20 protein-coding genes are annotated in these 20,862 nt (G+C 45.1%); 8 read left to right on the top strand and 12 right to left on the bottom strand.

Going from position 1 to position 20,862, the window contains the following annotated elements:
• Positions 1–116: 116 nt before the first annotated feature.
• Positions 117–542: a VOC family protein gene (locus tag ACZ1GZ_RS09915; protein WP_472664689.1), complete on the bottom strand. Its 426-nt coding sequence runs from the start codon at positions 540–542 to the stop codon at positions 117–119.
• 68 nt (positions 543–610) lie between these two features.
• On the opposite strand from ACZ1GZ_RS09915, the gene ACZ1GZ_RS09910 reads away from it, so the two are divergent.
• Positions 611–1,222, top strand: a complete 612-nt coding sequence (locus ACZ1GZ_RS09910) for a TetR/AcrR family transcriptional regulator (RefSeq protein WP_472664688.1) — start codon at positions 611–613, stop codon at positions 1,220–1,222.
• A gap of 36 nt (positions 1,223–1,258) precedes the next feature.
• Here the strand turns inward: ACZ1GZ_RS09910 and ACZ1GZ_RS09905 are convergent, their stop codons facing one another.
• A complete protein-coding gene (locus ACZ1GZ_RS09905) occupies positions 1,259–1,741 on the bottom strand; it encodes a hypothetical protein (protein ID WP_472664687.1) in 483 nt (160 codons plus the stop codon).
• 167 nt (positions 1,742–1,908) lie between these two features.
• Between ACZ1GZ_RS09905 and ACZ1GZ_RS09900 the strand changes: the two genes are divergently transcribed.
• A complete protein-coding gene (locus ACZ1GZ_RS09900) occupies positions 1,909–3,069 on the top strand; it encodes an MFS transporter (RefSeq protein ID WP_472664686.1) in 1,161 nt (386 codons plus the stop codon).
• 103 nt (positions 3,070–3,172) lie between these two features.
• Here the strand turns inward: ACZ1GZ_RS09900 and ACZ1GZ_RS09895 are convergent, their stop codons facing one another.
• The 3 genes from ACZ1GZ_RS09895 to ACZ1GZ_RS09885 all read right to left on the bottom strand — a co-directional run bounded on the left by ACZ1GZ_RS09895 (position 3,173) and on the right by ACZ1GZ_RS09885 (position 7,339).
• Positions 3,173–3,589 carry a hypothetical protein gene (locus ACZ1GZ_RS09895; RefSeq protein WP_472664685.1) on the bottom strand — a complete coding sequence of 139 codons (417 nt, stop codon included), beginning with the start codon at positions 3,587–3,589 and terminating at the stop codon, positions 3,173–3,175.
• A 133-nt stretch (positions 3,590–3,722) separates the two neighbouring features.
• Entirely contained in the window at positions 3,723–5,765 is a 2,043-nt protein-coding gene (locus tag ACZ1GZ_RS09890; RefSeq protein ID WP_472664684.1) for an oxidoreductase, read from the bottom strand.
• A gap of 8 nt (positions 5,766–5,773) precedes the next feature.
• A complete protein-coding gene (locus ACZ1GZ_RS09885; protein ID WP_472664683.1) occupies positions 5,774–7,339 on the bottom strand; it encodes a trimethylamine methyltransferase family protein in 1,566 nt (521 codons plus the stop codon).
• Between the two features lie 100 nt (positions 7,340–7,439).
• On the opposite strand from ACZ1GZ_RS09885, the gene ACZ1GZ_RS09880 reads away from it, so the two are divergent.
• Positions 7,440–8,072, top strand: coding sequence for a TetR/AcrR family transcriptional regulator (locus ACZ1GZ_RS09880; protein WP_472664682.1), 633 nt, complete (start codon positions 7,440–7,442; stop codon positions 8,070–8,072).
• 13 nt (positions 8,073–8,085) lie between these two features.
• Here ACZ1GZ_RS09880 and ACZ1GZ_RS09875 read toward each other — a convergent pair whose 3' ends face one another.
• Complete coding sequence (locus tag ACZ1GZ_RS09875) at positions 8,086–8,778, bottom strand: response regulator (protein WP_472664681.1); 693 nt, start codon at positions 8,776–8,778, stop codon at positions 8,086–8,088.
• 1 nt (position 8,779) lies between these two features.
• Positions 8,780–10,240, bottom strand: coding sequence for an ATP-binding protein (locus ACZ1GZ_RS09870; RefSeq protein WP_472664680.1), 1,461 nt, complete (start codon positions 10,238–10,240; stop codon positions 8,780–8,782).
• 220 nt (positions 10,241–10,460) lie between these two features.
• Here ACZ1GZ_RS09870 and ACZ1GZ_RS09865 point away from each other — a divergent pair, with 220 nt between their 5' ends.
• The 3 genes from ACZ1GZ_RS09865 to ACZ1GZ_RS09855 all read left to right on the top strand — a co-directional run bounded on the left by ACZ1GZ_RS09865 (position 10,461) and on the right by ACZ1GZ_RS09855 (position 14,400).
• Positions 10,461–11,564, top strand: a complete 1,104-nt coding sequence (locus ACZ1GZ_RS09865; protein WP_472664679.1) for a YHYH protein — start codon at positions 10,461–10,463, stop codon at positions 11,562–11,564.
• Between the two features lie 635 nt (positions 11,565–12,199).
• Positions 12,200–13,528 carry an MFS transporter gene (locus tag ACZ1GZ_RS09860; protein WP_472664678.1) on the top strand — a complete coding sequence of 443 codons (1,329 nt, stop codon included), beginning with the start codon at positions 12,200–12,202 and terminating at the stop codon, positions 13,526–13,528.
• Positions 13,525–14,400 carry a GNAT family N-acetyltransferase gene (locus tag ACZ1GZ_RS09855; protein WP_472664677.1) on the top strand — a complete coding sequence of 292 codons (876 nt, stop codon included), beginning with the start codon at positions 13,525–13,527 and terminating at the stop codon, positions 14,398–14,400. The genes ACZ1GZ_RS09860 and ACZ1GZ_RS09855 overlap by 4 nt, the downstream gene beginning before the upstream one ends.
• 13 nt (positions 14,401–14,413) lie before the next feature.
• On the opposite strand, the gene ACZ1GZ_RS09850 is transcribed toward ACZ1GZ_RS09855, so the two are convergent.
• Both ACZ1GZ_RS09850 and ACZ1GZ_RS09845 read right to left on the bottom strand, forming a co-directional pair.
• The gene (locus ACZ1GZ_RS09850) at positions 14,414–16,297 is read right to left on the bottom strand and encodes an SLC13 family permease (protein WP_472664676.1); all 1,884 of its coding nucleotides are present in this window, start codon (positions 16,295–16,297) and stop codon (positions 14,414–14,416) included.
• A 110-nt stretch (positions 16,298–16,407) separates the two neighbouring features.
• A complete protein-coding gene (locus ACZ1GZ_RS09845; RefSeq protein ID WP_472664675.1) occupies positions 16,408–17,535 on the bottom strand; it encodes a ribonuclease T2 family protein in 1,128 nt (375 codons plus the stop codon).
• Between the two features lie 196 nt (positions 17,536–17,731).
• On the opposite strand from ACZ1GZ_RS09845, the gene msrA reads away from it, so the two are divergent.
• The gene (msrA, locus tag ACZ1GZ_RS09840) at positions 17,732–18,346 is read left to right on the top strand and encodes a peptide-methionine (S)-S-oxide reductase MsrA (protein WP_472664674.1); all 615 of its coding nucleotides are present in this window, start codon (positions 17,732–17,734) and stop codon (positions 18,344–18,346) included.
• A 540-nt stretch (positions 18,347–18,886) separates the two neighbouring features.
• Positions 18,887–19,366, top strand: a complete 480-nt coding sequence (locus tag ACZ1GZ_RS09835) for a hypothetical protein (protein WP_472664673.1) — start codon at positions 18,887–18,889, stop codon at positions 19,364–19,366.
• 27 nt (positions 19,367–19,393) lie between these two features.
• Here the strand turns inward: ACZ1GZ_RS09835 and ACZ1GZ_RS09830 are convergent, their stop codons facing one another.
• The 3 genes from ACZ1GZ_RS09830 to ACZ1GZ_RS09820 are packed head-to-tail and all read right to left on the bottom strand — an operon-like array spanning position 19,394 to position 20,810.
• Entirely contained in the window at positions 19,394–19,906 is a 513-nt protein-coding gene (locus tag ACZ1GZ_RS09830) for an SRPBCC family protein (RefSeq protein WP_472664672.1), read from the bottom strand.
• Positions 19,907–19,915: 9 nt separating this feature from the next.
• Positions 19,916–20,425 carry an SRPBCC family protein gene (locus tag ACZ1GZ_RS09825; RefSeq protein ID WP_472664671.1) on the bottom strand — a complete coding sequence of 170 codons (510 nt, stop codon included), beginning with the start codon at positions 20,423–20,425 and terminating at the stop codon, positions 19,916–19,918.
• 22 nt (positions 20,426–20,447) lie between these two features.
• On the bottom strand, positions 20,448–20,810 hold the full coding sequence (locus tag ACZ1GZ_RS09820) for an ArsR/SmtB family transcription factor (RefSeq protein WP_472664670.1): 363 nt from the start codon (positions 20,808–20,810) through the stop codon (positions 20,448–20,450).
• Between the last annotated feature and the right edge of the window lie 52 nt (positions 20,811–20,862).

Here is a 20,862-nt window from a genome sequence, read left to right as displayed (position 1 = left end):
AATTAGTCTCATTATTTAATAATTAGATTCCAATTTAAGTTGATACTATTCGACTATTTTATAGCATTATTGTGCTCAGCTTTGACCTTTTGATCAAAACTGAGCTCTTAATAAAATTATGCTGGTAAGGCTGATGCATCGTAATTGGCGATAAATTCTTCACTCGGCGGGATGGGTTTGATAACATCTAAAAGGACACCATTTGGGTCTAAAGCAATGAAATGACGCTGACCAAACACTTCATCCTGCAACGGTTTTGCGATTTTTACGCCAGCTGAGTTCATCTTCTCATATTCCTTATCAACATCGTCTACTTCAAAGTTGAGTATGACACCCGATGATATACCTCTGCCGACTTCGGGAATGGTTTCATGATCATGTTGCAACACAGCTAGGTTCACATGTTCATCAGTTTCTGATTGCAGGTGAATGTACCAATCACTGTCAAATCGAGATACGAAACCAAAATGAGTTTTGTAGAACTCTGCTGTCCCCTCAACATCATTTGTTTGAACGACCGGATAATACTGCGTTAATTTCATGGCTTGCTCCTTTTTAATTTACATGCATAGTGTATGTAAGTGAAACAATTAACATACAGGCTGTATGTATGCAAGAGAAAACCATAGAACGACGCAGCAATGCTGCGCGAACTGCTGAAACGACTGAGAAATTTGTTGCGATTGCCCGCGCGTTATTTGCTGAAAAAGGCTATGCAAACACATCAACGCCAGAAATTGTAAAAGCTGCTGGTGTGACGCGTGGCGCGCTTTATCATCACTTTGGTGACAAAAAGGGCCTCTTTCGCGCAGTGATAGATCATGAAGCTGCATTGGTGGCAGAAGAAATAAATGCAAACTCTGTCGCGAGCAAAACAGCACGCGATGCATTGCTGGATGGGTCCCTTGCCTATTTTGATGCAATGGCAACGGATGGGCGCGCAGAATTACTTCTCATTGAAGGTCCAGCCGTTTTGGGATTTGAGGCCATGGCTGAGATTGACCAAAAACATGGTGGTAATGAGTTGAAAATTGGACTTGATACGGCGGTAGAACAAGGTGACCTTGCATCGATGCCAACACAACAGATGGCAGATATCTTATCAGCAGCTTTTGATCGTGCAGCCCTGGCCTCGGCAAAATCGCCTGATCAACGTGAGCAATATATTGCTGCCTTTAAACATCTGTTTATTGCTCTTTTTGACTTTAAGCCAAAAACCTAAGTGCTATGCAGCGATTTGAAAATATAAAAAGAACGGTCAAACACCCTTCTTTGCCATCCAAAGCAAAATGCGCGCATAAAGCTTATGAAATCCGAAAAGTGCGTGAAACAAAAAGCCCTTATCACCGTTTTCGTTCAGTGGTAAAATTGCAGAACCGAAATATAACATCGTGCTGTCGCCATTTTGCTCCGACATCAACCAAGTTCTAATTTGACCATCACCGACCTTCATAAGAATTTGATTGTCGGCTCGGTCTTCTACCTGCCAAACGGCAAAATCGTCCGATTTACCTGAAATCAATTCTTCAACATGACGTTCAGTTGTCTTTTTGCCAGTGGTCAGCGCGATAATGATACGTTCCAGTTTAAATATTGGTGATGAAAGAAATGCCCGCGCATAGTCCTCAAACGCAACCTTTCTATCAATCTCGGTTTTAAAACAATCTGTGTATGCGTGCTCCACCAGATCATAGCGCGCTAAAAGTCCACCTTGTGGAATTGCACCCATTTGTATGCTCATCATTATCTCCGCAGCCCGTGATCCATTATATGTAACAATCAACCTCGCCCTGCCCCAGATGTCGAATTGCCGCAATTTAATTATGTGCACCCATATCAAATACCATCTGGCACTATCGCGTCATAAGTTTGGCACTATAATGAGATTCGAAAACGAGGATTGTAACGATGCGACGAGTAATTTTAGCCATATATTTTTTCGCGATCTTCTTGCAATCAGGCACTTATGGCCTGACGTTTTTGCTTCCAAAACTTTTTGCTGAATTTGGCGCAAATGAAAAGAATGTTGGCTTTATGCTGGCTCTCACAGCTATCTCAACGCTGATTTCGGTCTATTATTCAGGACACCTATCCGATTTATTAGGTCGGATGATGACACTTGGCGTATCGAGCTTTTCACTGACCATTTCGCTTTATCTTTATTCCATTGCAAATTCTGTTGGCATTGTTCTAACGCTCGCCAGCATTTTAATCGGGTTTGGCTGGGGTCTGATGTATACGCTTGGGCCTGTGGTTCTCACGCGGCTTTCAACACCACAATCTCGCGTGCAATTATTCTCTGCATATTCTGTCTTTCTCATGGGTGGTTTTGGTCTGTCGCCGGTGTTTGCTGCATATATTGAAACGCTTGGATATGGCGTGCGAGATTCATTTTGGATCGTCGCAATCCTTTGTATTATCAGCGGGATAGCTTTCATTGCATTGCGTCGTCCCATTAATGATATTGCAACGACAAACGCTCCAGATAATCGTTCAAAACTCTCAATTCCATCTGTTGTTTCCATCTTGACCTCAAGGGCCTGGTTGCCTGTTAGCATGGGAATGTTGGGCGCTTCCGTATTTGCTGGCATGAATAATTTTCAAACTGTCTTTGCGGATAAAGAAGGTCTCAACTACGCAGATTTCTTCTTCTACTACACGCTTACTGTTGTCATCGGCCGCATTTTTTTAGCAAGATTTTCGGGAGGCAAATCGCCATACAACACGATCGCGCTTTTACAATATATCATGTGCGGAAGTGTTGTTTTGTTTATGTTTGTCAACGGACATCAAAGTTTATACATCGCAAGCGCGATACTTTTTGGCATTGGCTATGGGGTATCCTATCCAATCCTTGCGGCCATGGCAGCCAATGATGCACCTGGCGATTTGATGCCTCAAACCATGCAGCTGTTTTCATTGTCCTATTTCATTGGAATATTTGGATTCCCGCTCATCGCAGGTATTATGATCGTGGATTATTCAATCCCAGCATTGTTGATTTTAGTAGCCGCTCTCGCATTCATCGAAGCGAGCATGGCGCTGGCCCGCCACTTTAAGTCATCGTGATCGGATTAATAGCGACCAACACAATGAAGTGTTGGTCGCCATCATCCATTGTCACTCACGTTGGGGGCGTTAACTGAGCAACAATTTCAGATCTGGGTTCAAGCTAGTTAGATACAACTACGGGGATAGTCATTGATCCATCTCGCCCCAGATCAAGCTCTAATGCGAGGAACATAGAACCGTTGTACTCCAGTGGTAGTTGGATTGCCCGTGTACCACTTACTTCTAAACTTGCTTGATCGGCTAGGGATTGATCGATCGAGCGCAACGCTACGCCATTTATACTAAGGGTTTGAACATCGATTGTTTTGCCAGAAAAATTGGCGAGGTTAAGATCGAGTATTAAGCGATCATCAACCAATGTTGTCGACGTCGTTGCGACCAAATGCTGTTGAACATCATCTTCATGAGCTGATGCAAAATGGGTGGAAAGCGAAATCATGACAGCGGTAATTGCAATTAAATTTGCAACGACAATCCATGCGGCAAGATGTTGCCTGGTTTTGTCTGTGTAACCCATCGTGTTCGCCCATAACTTGATTTCGTTGTGATGCAATATGACAAGTGAAATAGAGTTCACAATGAAGCAATTATGGAGGAAATGTGGAAAATGAGACTTTTTAATATTTTATTTCATGAGATTTGGAGCCCGGTTATAGATCTTTGACCAGCCTTATTGCGTCATAAATTGCTGCATGCGTGTTGCGTGCACTTACAGCATCTCCAATTCGAAACAGCTGGAAAGAGCCTTGTTCATTGCGGTTCACAATCTGCGGGTTTCCGGCAATTAACGCATCATGATCGACAGCACCAAGATTTGTCGACAAGGGTTTGAGTTCAAAATACAAATCATCGAAAGGTAAAGTTCCGTAATTGACGACGATCTGATCATATTCTTGGGTCTGTGTCAGATCACTATAATCTGTACCGATGATCGCGCTAAGTTTATTGCCGGCTTTTTCCACTCCCAATAATCGTCTTGTAACGGTGAAAGTTACATCTTTATCCTGTAGAACACGCATATAGGGCACCAAATTCATCGCCATAATTTCAGGTGCAAAGGTGCGATCGGGTGTCATGATTTCAACTTTTGATCCGGCCAAAGCCACAACTTCTGCTGCTTGTAATCCTGGGTGATCACCCGATTCATCATAGATCAACACATTGTCCGACGGTTTGATATCGCCCGAAATTATATCCCAAGACGTGACGATATTTTGAGCGTCTTTTTTGCTTTCAAACAGTTCTGTGTTGGGTAATCCACCCGTTGCAATGATCACAATATCAGGATCCATTGCTTGGATATTTTCAACGTCTGCCCAAGTGTTAAAATGAAATTCAACGCCATGTTTTTCGCATTGTGCAAGACGCCACTCAATAATGGAAATCATTTCACGTCGACGCGGGTTGAGCGCTGTTAAACGAATTTGCCCGCCAGCATCCGCTTGTGCTTCAAACACAATCACCTTATGTCCGCGTTCTGCGCCAACACGTGCGGCCTCTAACCCTGCGGGCCCCGCCCCAACCACAACCATGGTTTTTATCACCTCAGCTTTGGGTATATCGTGCGGAATGGTGAGCTCGCGCCCCGTTGCCGCATTATGCGTGCACAAAGCTTCCCCCTGATAGATCCGATCCAGACAGTAGGTTGCGCCAACACATGGACGAATATCATCTTCGCGGCCTTCAATAATTTTGCGAACGATGTGAGGATCAGCCATATGCGCGCGCGTCATGCCCACCATATCCAGCAAACCAGCTGCAACTGCATGGCGCGCTGTGGCAACATCTGGAATTTTTGCCGCATGAAATGTAGGCATGCCCGTTGCTCTTCGCACTTCGCCGGCAAAATCTAAATGCGGTGCATTGGCCATCCCTTGCACAGGAATGACATCGGTCATTGCAGGATCTGTATGAATGCGGCCTCTGATCACATTGAGGAAATCAACTTTACCTGTTGCAGCAAGTTTCTTGGAGATCTCAAGTCCCTCTTGTGCCGTTATGCCACCCTTTTGCGCTTCATCTGCCGTATAACGCATACCTACAATAAATTCATCGCCAACACGCTTACGAATGGCATTGAGCACATCAAGGGGAAAGCGCAATCGGTTTTCTAACGTGTCTGCGCCGTAGGGTCCGCTTAGATCATTGGACAATGGCGACCAGAATTGGTCTAATAAATGACCATAGACTTGCAATTCAATGCCATCCATACCACCTGCTTGCATGCGTTCAGCAGCATCTGCAAAGTCGTTGATTATCCGCTCAATATCCCAATCTTCAATTAGCTTGGGAAATGCGCGATGGGCTGGTTCACGATGTTTGGACGATGAAACAGATGGCAGCCAATTGCCTTTATTCCAATTGGTCCGGCGCCCCAAATGCGTGAGCTGTATCATCACGGCGCATTCATGTTCATGGCAAGCATCCGTGAGCTGGTTGATCCACGGCACCACCTCATCACGATAGGCCAAAATGTTATTAAATGCAGGCGGACTATCTTTGCTCACGGCGGCAGAACCTGCGGTCATGGTGAGCGCCACACCCGCTTTCGCGCGTTCTGCATGGTAAGCAGCATAGCGTTCTTTCGGCATGCCATCTTCAGCATAAGCGGGTTCATGACTGGTCGTCATAATACGATTTCTCAAGGTGAGATGTTTAAGCTGAAATGGCTGTAGGAGTGGATCTTTAGACATGGTTTTCCTTAATACCAGGCATCTTCCATAGAGGCTTTTTTGCGTGCGATGAAGTCCTTGAGTTCTTCATCAATTGCGACATCGAGATATGGTTTTTGATAATCTTTGAGCACTTGTTTCCAACGTGCATTGGCGCGCGTTGCTATATCAATCTCGCCCTGCTCATCCCAAGTTTCCCAAGGCTGATTGTCATCAAGAGCGCTATCATAATAGGCGGTTTTATAATGACGCATTGTGTGCGCAGTGGAGAACAAATGCTCACCCGGTCCCTGCTCAGCTAACGCGTCAAAAGCGAGCGTATCTTCATCGATTTTCAAACCGTTGAGATAGGCATGAAGCGCACCGCAAACATCTGTATCCATGACGAATTTCTCATAGGACATTGAGAGTAACCCATCTAAAAACCCGGCTGAATGTAAAATGTAATTGGCGCCGCCCTGCACGGCCGACATCATCGACATCATAGCTTGTTGCATGGCCTGTCCATCGGGTAATTTGGACGTAGAGAAATTCCCCGCGCAGCGTAAAGGCAGATTTAACCGTCGCGCCAATTGCCCCATTACCAAGGATCCTAACGCCGGTTCTGCCGTGCCAAATGTTGGCGAGCCGGAGCGTAAAGCCATGGTGCTTAAAAATGCCGCTAAAACTGTCGGTGCTCCGGGCCGAACGAGTTGTGTGAGCGCACAAGACACCATGCTTTCTGCCAAGGCATGAGCAACTGATCCCGCCATTGTGAGTGGTGAAACAGCGCCACCTAACAAAAATGGTAAATGGATTGACCCTTGATTAGCTGCCGCATAAGCGCGAATGCCAGCACAAGTCACACCATCCATCACAAGTGGAGACGTTGTATTGAAATTGCCCATAATGACGCAGTTTTTATCGGTAAATTCTTCACCAAACACAATGCGCGCCAATGCGATGGAATCTTCAGCGCGTTCGGCTGCGGTAATCGAGCCTAAAAATGCTCTATCGGAATATTTGATGTGGCTATAAACCATGTCCAAATGACGCTTATTCACGGCAATATCTGTGGGTTCGCAAATGGTTCCACCTGAATGATGCAGCCATGGAGAAGACTGTGCTAGCTTGATGAAGTTTTGAAAATCATCAATCGTGCCATACCGCCGCCCCTGGTCTAGATCCATTACAAAAGGTGAACCATAAGCGGGGGCGAGCACCACAGCATCGCCGCCAATCTCAACTGATTTTACTGGGTTACGAGCATGCTGAGTAAACTGCGCCGGTGCGGTTTTTAAGATCTCGCGGATCATTCCCGGTTCGAATTTGATGTTCCAGCTTTTGTCAGTAAGTCGCGTAACATTACCGCCGGCTTTGCGGAACAATTGAACCGCTTCAAAATCCTCCCAAAACTCAATGCCAATTTCAGAAAGTATGCGATCAGTCGTCGCCTCAATTTTGACGAGGCTCTCCTCCCCTACAAGATCATAAGTGGGGATATTTCGAATGATATAAGGCACCTCAAGATGCGGGTTTTGCCCCGCTTCTGACGACCGTTTTTCACGCCCGCCTCGCTTGCGGGCACGCCTTTTTGTTTGCGTTAAATCATCCATGTTAGTCTCCCAGCTAACCAGATTAAAGGCCCATCATGGGCATTCTTGACATAAGTGTCATAAATATTGACATAAGTGTCAAGTCATATTAAGTCAGGCCATGAATATTGAGAATATATCGCGTCAAAAAGGGTCAGAAGATATCTGGCTCAACGCTGCTTTTCAGATGCTTCGTGAAAGTGGCGTTGAAGCCGTTAAAGTCATGCCTTTGGCAAAAAAACTCGGGCTGACGCGCACAAGTTTTTACTGGCATTTCACCGATCGTGACGCACTATTAGAGACAATGATCAGAGGTTGGGAACGCAAGAATACCGGCAATTTGATTAAGCAAACTTCAGGCTTTGCTGAAACCATCACTGAGGCAATGTTTAACGTTTTCGATTGCTGGATTGATGAGAACCTTTTCGATGCACGGTTAGATTTGGGTATCCGCAATTGGGCGCGCAACAACAAGGCGCTTCAAAAAAGATTAGATTTGGCGGATGCGAAACGTGGACAGGCCCTTTTTGAGATGTTCAAGAGGTTTGGTTATGAGGACGCAGAAGCAAAGGCGCGAAGCATGACCGTGATTTATACCCAGATCGGATATATTTCGATGGACGTGCGCGAAAATCTTGAAGAACGGGTCTCTCGGATGCCCTATTATATCGCTGTATTTACTGGTAAAACGCCTTTAAACTCTGAATTTGAACGCTTTAAAACACGACATCGCGCATTGTTAGCTAAAGGTTGATTTGGGTGTTTAACTAACCATCAAAAGCATAACCAACACCGTAAACCGATCTGATCAATTCGCCCTCGGTTGCATAGGGTTTAAGCTTCTGACGAATGTTTTTAATATGACTATCAACAGTGCGATCGAACACCATTGCATCATCAGGAAAAGCAAGTTCAAGCAATTGCGCGCGTGAGAAAACGCGTCCTGGGCGATTAAACAAAATGTATAACAATCGAAATTCGCGGCGGGTAAAATCAAGCTGGTCAGCCCCATAGAATACGGTCCAATTGTCCTCATTCATCTGCAATCCTACAGGATCGCTATCGGAACCTTGCTCATATGTGATCACGTCTCTTTTTGTACGTCGCAAAATAGCCTTTACCCGCGCAACAACCTCGCGCGGAGACCATGGCTTACAGATATAGTCATCTGCGCCCAATTCGAGCCCTAACAAGCGGTCAATCTCTTCAACTCTTGCAGTTTCTAATATAATTGGCACATCGCTCTTTGCGCGCACTTCGCGGCAAATCGATAAACCGTCTTTACCCGGCAACATGACATCCAAAATCACCAGATTAGGTTCTTCCGACAGGATCGCCTCAACAGCTTTATGTCCTTCAGTTAAAACAGTAACCCGCATATCGAGCTGAGAAAGATAATCTTTTAAAACCTCGGCCAGCGCTTCTTCGTCTTCAACGATAATAATGTGATCTTGAGCCATCTTATTTTGTTCGTTCCAGTGGTATTTTGATAATCATGGCAAGCCCCCCTAATGGCGAAGGTTCTGCCACGATCTGGCCATCATGCGCCTTCACAATGAGTTTGCAAATAGATAGTCCAAGCCCGGAGCCACCTCTGGCTCTCGCACGCGACGGGTCTTCGCGGTAAAACCGGTCAAAGAGTTTTTCGCGCGCGGTTGCGGGTGGGCAATTATTGCTATCGTCCACACGAATAATCGCGTACTGACCATCGTCCGTCACACTCAGTTTTATTGTACCCGGTGCATTGGTGTAACGACGCGCATTTGTCAGAATATTATCCATTAATTGCCCAATGCGCATGGCATCACACTCTGCCATTAAACCTTCCTGCAAATTGGTTTCAAGGGTAAGCCCTGCGTCTTCGATCAAACCATGCGCTTTTTGAGCCGCCTGCGCTGCCATGACGGAAATATCCTCACGCGTCCAATTCACTACAAGTCGCCCTTCCCGCGCATTCGATAATTGGCTGATATCCTTTACCAATGCGGAAAGCCTTGTGATGGACTGGTGCAATGTGCTGAGTGTTTTTTCGTCCGGATTTCGCACCCCGTCTTGCATCGCTTCTATTTCAGCTCGCAATACGGCAATGGGGGTTTGTAATTCGTGGCTAGTATCGGACATCCATTGTCTTTCAGCCTTCTCCTGCGCACTTAATTGTGCTGCCAGTAAATTGAACTGATCAACGAGATTGCCAAATTCATCTTCACTTGTTTTCTCTAATCGCAAATCATATTCACCGTTCGCCAATGCACCAGTCCCTGAAACTAAGTGATTGACAGGTTTGGTAAACTGACGCGCTAAAAGATACGCGGCAATGGCGGAAATAATGAGCGCCATGATAAAAGTCAGCAACAAAGCTCGTAATTGATCTTTTAGAAAAACTGCGTTGGGCGCGCTGTCGTTTAACCCTGGCCGGATGATCGATATATAACCGATTATACTGCCATTGGCATCGTTTATGATGCGAAGCCCGCTGGTGGAATAATCAAATCTAGCACCTGCCACCAATTGTTTGTTCGCATCAAGAACAGCCATGCGTCTGCCCAATGCCATTGGATCTACAGGTCCCGGCCGACGGGGTGGTTTGATTTGGTCTCCATTTCGACGCGGCGGTTGCTTTTGCTCAACGGGTCGAGTTGGTCTGGTTTGGCGACCTGCTGGTGGGATGGTTTGTCGGATTATCTCACTGAATTTACGCCTATTAGCTCTGAGCTCTGGCCAACCTGGATTTGATGCATCGTGGCGTTCAACCAACGCGGCAATCAGAGGATCAAATCGATCAAGCTCTGCCTCTAAGATATAACTGATAAAACCAGCGCGCATAGAAAGCGTGATCAACACTGCAATGAAAATCACAACGGTGATAACCGTCATCATCATAGCAATGAAGAGCTTTTTTCCAATTGATAATTTAGACCACATTTTTCTCATTTTATTTATATTGCTAGCTAAATGTGAAGCGATGATGAAGCTGTTTTTTAGATTTGGCCGCCGAAATTCACTCAAATCGGACCATTCTACACATTTACTACATATTTTCTGCAAACTGGCACCACGCTCGCCAATCATCATGATTGTCATAGAAACGCGACACCCCTTCGCATTCGATCGTTTTCAATCAAGTTTGAAGTGAGAAACAGCCATGAAACATAGACCCCAGCAGCCCATGCATAAGAGAACAAAATTTGTGGCACTTGCGGTCACTGGTATTGCAGTCGGTGCTCTAAGCGCGCAAGCCATTGCCGCGTCAAACAGTGTGAGCATTAGCCAAGAGAGTGGGCAACGATGTGTCACATCAAATAATATTCCTGATCATGATACAGGCAATTTTCCAAATAGCGGCAACCCAAATGCCATTTCAGCACAAACGATAAAGCTATGTGTTGATGCAACACCTGTGAAAGGGTCAACGCCAAAAGACATGCGCGGAACCATTGGCTTTGCACTAAATGGTGTCATCATTCGACCCGGCACAGCTGACTGGTATGACGGCTCTTCCTCCCGAGGGCACTCACGAGATCGTTCATCTGGCTGGAACCTTGATGGCGTAGGTGCACGCGAAGCACTCGGCCTTGATAGCAACAATGCGCATGTTGGTCCTGATGGGGAATATCACTACCACGCCCCATCAGACGGAATTTTAGCTTCTGCGCAAGGGACATTAATTGGCTATGCTGCGGATGGTCACGAAATCCATTATGTCGGCGCTGGTGCAAACCCGAGTTGGCAATTGAAATCAGGCACACGCAGCACAGCACCAGGTGGCAAATATGACGGCACCTATAATCAAGACTTTGAATTTGTTGCTGGATCAGGTAATCTTGACCTTTGCAATGGTGGAACATTGAATGGCAAATATGTATATTTTGCCACAGATACCTACCCATTTTTTCCCCGCTGCGCCTATGGTGAGATTTCTCCCCACTTCACCCAAGGTGGTGGTCAAAGAGCTGATCAAGGCGGACAAAGTGAGCGCAAAGGTAATGGTTTAGGCCAACGCCTTGGCAAGCTTTTTGGCAAGAGAGATAATCGCTCTGAACACGTTAATCTTGGAAACACTGAGCGTAACAACCCGCGCGAAAACCATAATGGAGGGCGTCGCGGTCCGCCACAATTTGCATTTGCCGCATGTGCAAGCAAAGCCGTTGGCAATTCTTGCTCCATGACGACACCACGCGGTCAAGTTTCCGGCCAATGCGTGTTAACACCAGATCAACAAACAGCCTGTCGCCCGCAGCGTCGTTAGCCACAAAAGCGATGTTGCAATCGAAGCTAGCTGTTATAGGGCATTCTCAGCAGGTTTCGATGATCACATAGGATTTTCTACACCTTTAATGTGATCACAAGCTGTTTGCTGAAGGCCAAAACAACGTTAGACCTCATTTAGTTGTTTTGACCCAACTATAACACCCAAATCCGCCGCCGGATTTGGGTGTTTTTTTTTAAGATTTCCTGACGAGAATGAGATGTAGAAAAGTTATGATAATTGATAAAACTAAAGCAACCGTGGCATACTCCGATATGGTCTCTGCTTCCAAATAACCATATTTAAGATAACTCCCTATACACCCGCCCAAAGCTCCCGCCAAGGCTGCTAAATATCCAGATCTAGTGGCTGCTAAACTCGTCTTTAGTCTTTGCATTCGCTTAACTTTATAGATGCATATGTGAATTAAAATAACTTATAAATTGTAATTTAAAAATTATACACGCGCAAGACTTTTCTATACAGACATGCGCAATCATCCGGCAAATAAACAAGACTCAAAAACAGTTCAACTTCGGTCACATTCTAGCTTGATTAAATCTCTAATGGGTCTAAACTTCCTTCTAGTGTAGTGATTTGATCCAAGATCACGCTTTTTTTCGACAAATAGTACAATGAAAAATAAAATCTTTTCACTTTCGGCCCTCCTTATTGGATCGGGCTTTTTGTTCTTTGCTGGCGGTTTAAACGGCCTTATTCTTCCCGTGCGCGGCGCTGCAGAAGGTTTTTCTGCTTTCAGTCTCAGTTTAATCGGTACGAGTTGGGCAGTCGGATATATCGCAGGTTGCTTATATGTCCCGCGTCTTGTGGCAAAAGTTGGTCATGTTCGTTCTTTTAGTGTTATGGCGGCAGTTGCATCCCTATCAATTTTGCTCTCCGCGCTGATCATTTTTCCAGCTTCATGGATCATCCTTCGCTCGCTTTCCGGCTTTGCTTTTGCCGGTGCTGCCATGATTGTTGAAAGCTGGCTAACGAGCACCACGGAGCCTAAACAACGTGGTTCGGTCTTCGGAACATATACCATGATCAACCTGCTTGGCAGTACCATGGGTCAGCTTTCTATCGCTGCAAGTGGCACAATTGGCCTCGAGGTTTTCATCATCGGTGCGGTGTTTTATTCGCTGGCCTTGCTTCCCACCGCGGTTTCTGCGTCGTCCGCCCCTGCACCATTGTCTGAGGCAAAGCTTGATTTAAAAGCGTTGTGGCTGAACTCACCTATTGCCGTCGTTGCTGTCGTGTGTGTTGGTGTTTCAAATGGTGCATTTGGAACATTAGGCGCGGTCTATGCAGGTGATGTTGGGCTTTCTGTTGGTGCGATATCCCTTTTCATGTCCGCTCCAATTTTAGCTGGCGCTTTATCGCAGATACCGGTTGGCTATGCATCTGATCATATGGACCGCCGCTATGTTCTGTTAATTGTTGGCGTTTTAGCAATCATAGCGGACATTATGTTCATTGCAGTCACAACAACAAATCCAACAATATTAATTGCAAAAGCGGCTGGCTTTGGCGCATTGATTTTTGTCATGTATCCTATTCTAATTGCGCACGCTAACGATCACGCGAAAGCTGGGTCTGCATTGCAAGTCACCAGTGGCCTGCTCTTATTGCAGGGTGTCGGCACGGTATCAGGGCCGCTCATTGCGGGTGGATTTATGTCACTTTATGGGCCACAAGGTATGTTCTACATAATATTATTGGCGCATATCGTCATCGTGGTTTATGCGGTTTATCGGATGAGCAAACGCCGAGCTGTTGTAGCAGCGGACAAAGCAAGATTTATATTATCAAACCCATTGCGCGGCAGCACCCCTCAAACACCCGTATTATCCGGTCGATCAATGGAAAAGATTTCGGCTTTTCTTGAGGAGAAACATCGCACCGCAGAAACGGACAATGAAGCAGAGGACAAAATCGAAAAGGGCAAGGACGCAAAAAAATGATTATCAGGTTGCTTGATAATCAGGATGAGGCTGTCACCAAAACTTTTCTCAATAAGTATATTGAAACGTCGTTGTTTTTGCGTTCGAACATGGAAAAAGTAGGCCTGGAAAATCAGGGTGAGGCTTATCAAGGGGATTATTTAGGGGCGTTTAGCAATGGTGAGCTGATCGGTGTGATTGCCCATTACTGGAATGGGACTCTCATGATGCAGGCGCCCGACTTAGATGTACTTTCACTGCTTTATAACGAACTTATTTCAAATATATCGCGCCCTGTGAAAGCCGTCGTAGGTGATGCATGCCAAGGTCAATATATCTTAAAACGTCTGGCAATCGCCGAAGAAAAATTTGCTTTAAACGCCACTGACAGTCTAATGTCACTGGAATTAAGCCAACTTCATATTCCGCATGCAAAAGACAGATCCCTTGCGATGGTTGAGATCACCGAACGCCACTTTGACATCCTCAAAGAATGGACACGCGGGTATGAGATTGAAGCTCTTGGCACCCCAGATGATGAAAAACTCAACGAGATGTCCACACAAACCGCTTATGATCGCATTAACGGTGATAATTGCTGGATTTTAGAGGCGAAAGGCGTGCCTGTTGCGCTTTCCGGTTTTAATGCGCAATTACCCGAAATAGTTCAAGTCGGCCCGGTTTGGACACCGCCTGAACATAGAAATAATGGCTATGCGCGACATTTGGTTGCCCGCACACTTGAACGTGCAAAAGCGCAGGGAGTTCAAAAGTCGATCCTATTTACGGATGTTCCAGCGGCACAAAAGGCTTATCAAGCCATCGGGTTTAAAGAAATTGGCAAGTTTCAATTGGCACTGCTGAAAGAACCAATGTTTAAGCTCAAGCAGTAAAGACACCAGATCTTTAAAACACAAAGTTCATCACAGTCAGCGAAACGATCAAGAATAATATAGTCATGATGCCGCCGCTTTTGACAAAATCAACTACACGATAACCCGCGGGGCCCATAATCAATGCATTTACCTGATGGGTTGGAATGAGGAATGAATTGGATGTTGAAATTGCAACTGTCAGCGCAAAGATCGCCGGATCACCGCCTGCAGCAATAGCTATCGACACAGCAAGAGGCACCAATAAAACTGTTGCACCGACATTTGACATAATCAGCGTAAAAATGGTGGCTAATACGGCTATGCCTGCTTGTAGTGCCCAGAGGGGCCAACCATGAAGCAGGATCAAAATCTGATCTGCGATCCATGCAGCTGTCCCTGTTGATTGAACAGCCTGCCCTAACGGGATCAAACTAGCTAGCAAGAAAACCGTACTCCAACTGATGGCTTGATATGCCTCATCGATATCTATCACTCTAGTGACAATCATTCCGGCGGCACCAACCAAAAGGCACAATGACAATCGAATGTCGGTGAACAATATTAATGCCAGCGCTGTTAAGAAAAACAACAATGCCAAACCCAATTTAGAAGGTCGCAGCTCTTCACGCGGGAAGTCACTTGTCACCACCACAAAATCACGATCACGTGTCAGCCGAGTTAGTGATTGCCAAGTCACGTGGATTACAAGCGTATCGCCCGCTTCAAACGGCACTTCGCCCACGCGGGTAGATTCATGATCTTCTGTTTGTACATAAGACAATGTATCTCCGTTGCGATGCACACCTAATAAACTTGCGCCATAGGTCGTGCGAAATACTAAATCGTGGGCGCATTTGCCAATTACTTTCGACCCAGGCGGAATAACCATTTCCGCAACACCTGAAACTGTTGGTGCATAATCTTCTGCAAAAACATCAAGCCCGTTGTGATTGATAAAGCCCTCTTCTTCTATCATTTGCTCGATGACTTCACGGCGGCCTAAAACTGCGATCCGACATGGCGTTGTAATCGGTGTTTGAATAACAGGGGCAAACCATCGTTTACCGCGATAAGCTGTGCCAATGATATACATGTGATATTTGCTCATCATGTCATCAATTGTTTGACCTTCAACACGGTGTCCCGCTGGAATGGTGATCTCAAAAATATCAGTATTCAACCCGTAAAGTGACTTCACATATTCTTTCAATGACTGCCCGCTGGTGCCATCTTTGCGATCGCCTTTAAATGGCAAAATCCATCGCCCAAAAATCATGAAATAAATAATACCTGTGATCACCAGACTGATACCAATTGGCGTGACTGAAAAAAGGTCAAAGGTTTGCATCTGAGCGTTAGCTGGCAATGTATCATTGGCGCCGATAATCAAATCATTGAGCAAAATAAGCGGAGATGATCCTACCATCGTCATGGTGCCGCCTAAAATGGCGCAAAAACCCATCGGCATTAACAATCGGCTTAAGGGGATTTCTGTTCGAACCGATATTCGGCTGACGACAGGTAAAAACAATGCTGCAGCACCTACATTTTGCATAAATGAAGAAATTACGCCCACTGCGCCTGAAATAATTGGAATAATGCGTGCTTCTGTTGTCCCGCCGCGACGCAAAATTGCGGCAGCAACCTTGCTCATGATGCCAGTTTTATCAAGCCCTGCACCAATGATCATTACCGCCACAATCGAGATCACCGCGTTTGATGCAAAGCCATCAAACAAGTGATTAACATCAGCTAGGTTTTGCAGCTCTGGAAGTTGGCTAAGCAGCCCCAAGACCACCATCACAATGATGGCAGCAAGGTCAATCCTGATAATTTCAGAAACAAATAAAATGACGGTAAATGCCAAAAGAGCCAATACAACGGCCATTTCGAGCGAAAATGCGACCTCAACCAACTAAAAACCTCTCCCAAGGGCAACTATCACTCAATTTCTAAACTCTTGCAAGGGGTTGCAAAAATTATGAGCTATGCATGTGGAGAATGTGTTTTCATCTCCCACAAACCCTATTGAACAGCAGTCACTTTGCCACGGCGGCAGCTTGTTTTACTGGAATAGGTATCACGCGTGGGGGAAGCGGCGATCAGATCTTTAAGCTTTGTCCCCTCTTTAATCTCACCACCCAGACCGATAAAGAGTTCGGAGATCAACCATTCGCCACGAACTCGCTTGCAATCGATGAAGACTTTGTCGGAAGCGCCCTTGCCGAATGCTTGATCAAAAGCGGTGTAAATCTGATTATCAGATATTACGCGCCCGATATTGTTTTTAAACAATTGCCCAACCTTTGACCCATTGAGCTGGTCAAGAATGAGAATTGTATCGCGGTAATATTCTGTTGCATCCGAGCCTTGATCATCACCTGAATTATATTTCTCATAACAAGTGCCATGTTTGGTCCATTCATGACGATGCAAAAATCCTGACTGAATGCCGGGCATTTTGCTTTGTAAAGCATTGCGCAAATCAGCGGGTAGATCAATTGATGCAAAAGGTTTGCGGCGTTCATTGCATTTCAGCGGTTTGTTTAAATGACAATAGCAGGGATAGATCGCATCATCATCTAAGTCATTGGGCCAAAGACCATGAATTGAAAACTGACGCGCATAGACATCTCGACTGTTTAAATTCTTGCATTCATTTGCACGTTGGCCTGCACTTGAAAGGCAAAAGGTTGGCAACCAAGATGCAGCCATTAGATTTTCGATGCTACCGCGCTCAATCCCTTGTAGTGGTTGCATGCTCGATTGCTTGTTGTCCTGCTTTTGATCCCGCGCTATAGCTGCCTGACGTTGTGCATCGCTAAGAGGTTTTAAAGTCAACACACGTTCAGCGTCATCTAGAGCCGCTTCACCACATTCAACACCAACCCAACGTTTACTCACCTCTGGCGCGTTTGGAATTTCAAGTAAAAAATGACTTGGTTCAGCGCTGTTGATCGCCAAGAGATCATAAATCTCGCCAACCTTAAGCTTTATATTACCCGGATTGCCCGAATTGAGCCTTTGAGTTGCTTCACACGCGTCTTGTGCTTCAAACAGGCCGGTAACTTTCTCATTTGCGTTACCGATGCTTGGGATAATCAGCAAGCAACTCACACAAACTGCTTTTATGAAGATGTTTAACAAACGCATTCTTTTGAAACCTTTTTGCTCATTGATACGTTACTACCATTGAAAAACAGGCAATTGAAAGGGAAACCAGCGATTTTGACTATTGGATTTTACCGATCACACGCACGCTCACGTTTTTGTGCAAATACGTTAATTTTAATTTCTGCTGCGCGATCCTATATTCAATTTAACGAGGAATACATTCAAGGATTAGAGAATGAGCTTTAAATCATCATCAGCAAAAGCCACATTGGCAGCTTTGGCATTTTCCATCACAGCACTATCCGGCCAATCGGCCATTGCGGAAACAAAGTCCGCTTACTTCGCAGGTGGTTGTTTTTGGTGCATTGAAAAAGACTTTGAAAATGTTGATGGTGTGAAAGAAGTTGAATCCGGCTATCAAGGTGGTGAGATTGAAAACCCAACTTACCGCAACCACCCGGGCTATATTGAAAGCGTGCGGATTGACTATGATCCGGTTGCTATTAATTATGCGCAATTGTTGAAAATCTTCTTCCGAACCGTGGATCCAACAGATGCTGGTGGGCAATTCTGTGACCGAGGACACGCTTATACAACTGCAATTTTCGCCGGAAATGCTGAAGAAGCAAAACTTGCAGAGCAAGCAATTTTAGAGGCAGGTGAAGCACTGGGACAAGATATTGCAACAGTGATCCGCGGCAATGACAAATTTTGGAAATCAGAAGATTATCACCAGAATTACTATAAGAAGAATCCCGTTCGCTACAGGTATTACCGTTTCCGTTGCGGACGCGACCAAACCGTGAAGAAACTCTGGGGTGACCAGGCTTATCTCGGTGTAAAGAAATAAACGGTTTTCTTATAATGTGAAATGATCCACTTAATTTTTCACTACGTAAGAATACCAAAAGCATGAACTGAAAGACTATAAACAGGACCACAAAATGTTTAAATTTGTCATCACATCAGTAACAAGTGCGTATCGTAAATTTGAGTGCTTTGTGTCTGAGCTTTCAGGCACTAACCAGCCACAACGACTGGGCTATTTTAATGGCCGCAAAGCGGTACCGGTTCGTATAAAATCTTATCCTCGACACCATTATCGACGTTAAGATGAATTAGAGATCTCCAGTTTTCTGTAAGGTCCCCTCCCTTGCAGAAACCCCAGACGCGCAAAACCAAGTATCCCCCTCCACTTGTTGCGCATTTATGATCTGGGCATATCAGACCAATGCTTCTTTACCGCCATTTAGAAGCATTGGTTTTTTTATTGGTGAAACTAAAAACCTTATCTAAGAAAAATCTGGCGGTCGCACAAGGTTGCACCCTACTAATAATTGCACTATTAACTCTACACAACCATAAAATGGATATCACGAAGAGATGAATTATGCGCATCGTACTAGGCTTTTTAAAGGGAGCAATACTCTCAATTGCGATCGAGGCAGTCCTAATTTATCTCGCCTTCAATATCTTTTCTGAATTTAATATTAGCGAATTTGTTTTGTTGTTCTTTATGGTACAAGGTTTGAAAATTGTACTCGCACTTTTAAACTTCACGAGATCATGGGTTGCTTACTACCTTTTCGGCAAACAAAAATTAATCCACGCATTTCGAACAGTTTTAAAGGAAACGAATGCTCCCCATTTGCCATATGTAGATGGCATCGAAGATGTTATCGCTAAAATAAATTCTGATTTCGAAGAACAAGAATTCATCCATTGGCCAACCATTCGTTGCAAGCAAGAACTATTTGCAATTGCAGGACAGATAGAAGCCTCAAAACTATCTGGTCCGCTCACGACTTTCATCATGCTCAATTCAACGTTTAACCAGGCCTATGAAGAACATAACCTTTCTTTGAAGTGATCAGCCGATCAGAAGTCAATTTCAAAACTACTTCTCTGCTTCAACCTTAAACGCCTGGTTCATCTCGTCTAAAATTGGCGGTACGCCATCTTGCATGAACCCTTTCATCAAGGGCAACATCATACCGTTGAACACTTCATTATGCTTGAGCAAGGTGCCATTATCTGTTGCTTGCAATTCAAACACTTTGTCATTTGTGAAGATGATGCCTGCACCCATGACGGCACGCCAACGATAAGATTTGCCTTCATTAATTGAGATGATTTCTGGCGCATATTGCGGACCGATCTCACCGGGATTTTCACCGCGCATGGTAACCGAGTGAACTGAACTAAGACTTGCAACACCGCTCGATGCATGAATTGCTGAATTAAAGTCGGACCATTTTTCAATATTGGTAATCACCTCCCAAACCTTGTCGACAGGTGCCGCGATTTCAATCTCGCTTTCAATTTCCATCAGGTTTTGTGATTGGGTAAAGAGGTAGAAGACCCCAACTGCTAGGATGAAAAGTACAGATAGCAATAATTTTTTGATCATGTCCGCACCTTAACCCTGAAGCTCTGCAACGATATCAGCAATAACATTGAAACCTGCGCCCCAACCGTGGCCCATATGATCAACCATGCCAGCAAAGCAAGCGATTTCAGCTTCTGTGGCATTTAACGGCACTTGGGTGATGGTGACCTTAGTTTGAGCGCCTTCCTCTTCAAAGACGAACTTTGTATCAAATAGACGCGGCCAATCCGGCATCATTTGACTTGGTTGCGGTGTCCAGTCTTGGTCCGTGGACGCTAGCTCAAAATCGATATTGGTTTTTGGATCTACTTTAGTGAATGTCATTTGAGAAAAGTCGGACATGGGTGATCCATCTTTACCCTTCATGCGCATTTCATTGCGCCAGACACCGCCGACTTTTAAATCAAATTCATGGATTACGGTTTCAACCCCCGGCCCATACCATCTTGCCAACAGTTCTGGATCCGTCCAAGCCTTCCACACAAGCTCTAATGGTGCATCAAATACGCGTTCCATCGTAAATTTTGGTAATTGTGTCATGAGTTACGCCCTGCTCTTTTGTCTAATCATTGTCGTTTTTCATATCTTCCAGAAGACCATCGAGCTGATCAAAGCTTCTGGCCCAGAATTTCTTATAAGTCTCAAGCCAATCCGCAGCGATGGCCATATTCTCAGCTCTTAACCGTGCTGGGCGTCTTTGCTGATCGATGTCTCGCTCAACAAGCCCTGCTCTTTCCAGCACTTTAAGGTGTTTTGATACCGCAGGTTGGCTCATCTCAAACGGTTTTGCAAGCTCCTGCACAGAAGCTTCACCTTCAGTCAAACGCGATAAAATTGCGCGTCGGGTGGGATCCGCTAGCGCTGAAAAAATCGCATCCAAATTCGTCGGTGATGCCGGATTATGTATATAACCAATTTGTTCCATAACTAAATGGTTATATTAAAATGACCAACGTGTCAAATACACTTAATAAATG

It is taken from the genome of Lentilitoribacter sp. JB5-8, from assembly GCF_055693385.1.
The sequence above is the reverse complement of the archived record's forward strand: the minus strand, read 5'-3'. Positions and strand labels throughout refer to the sequence as shown.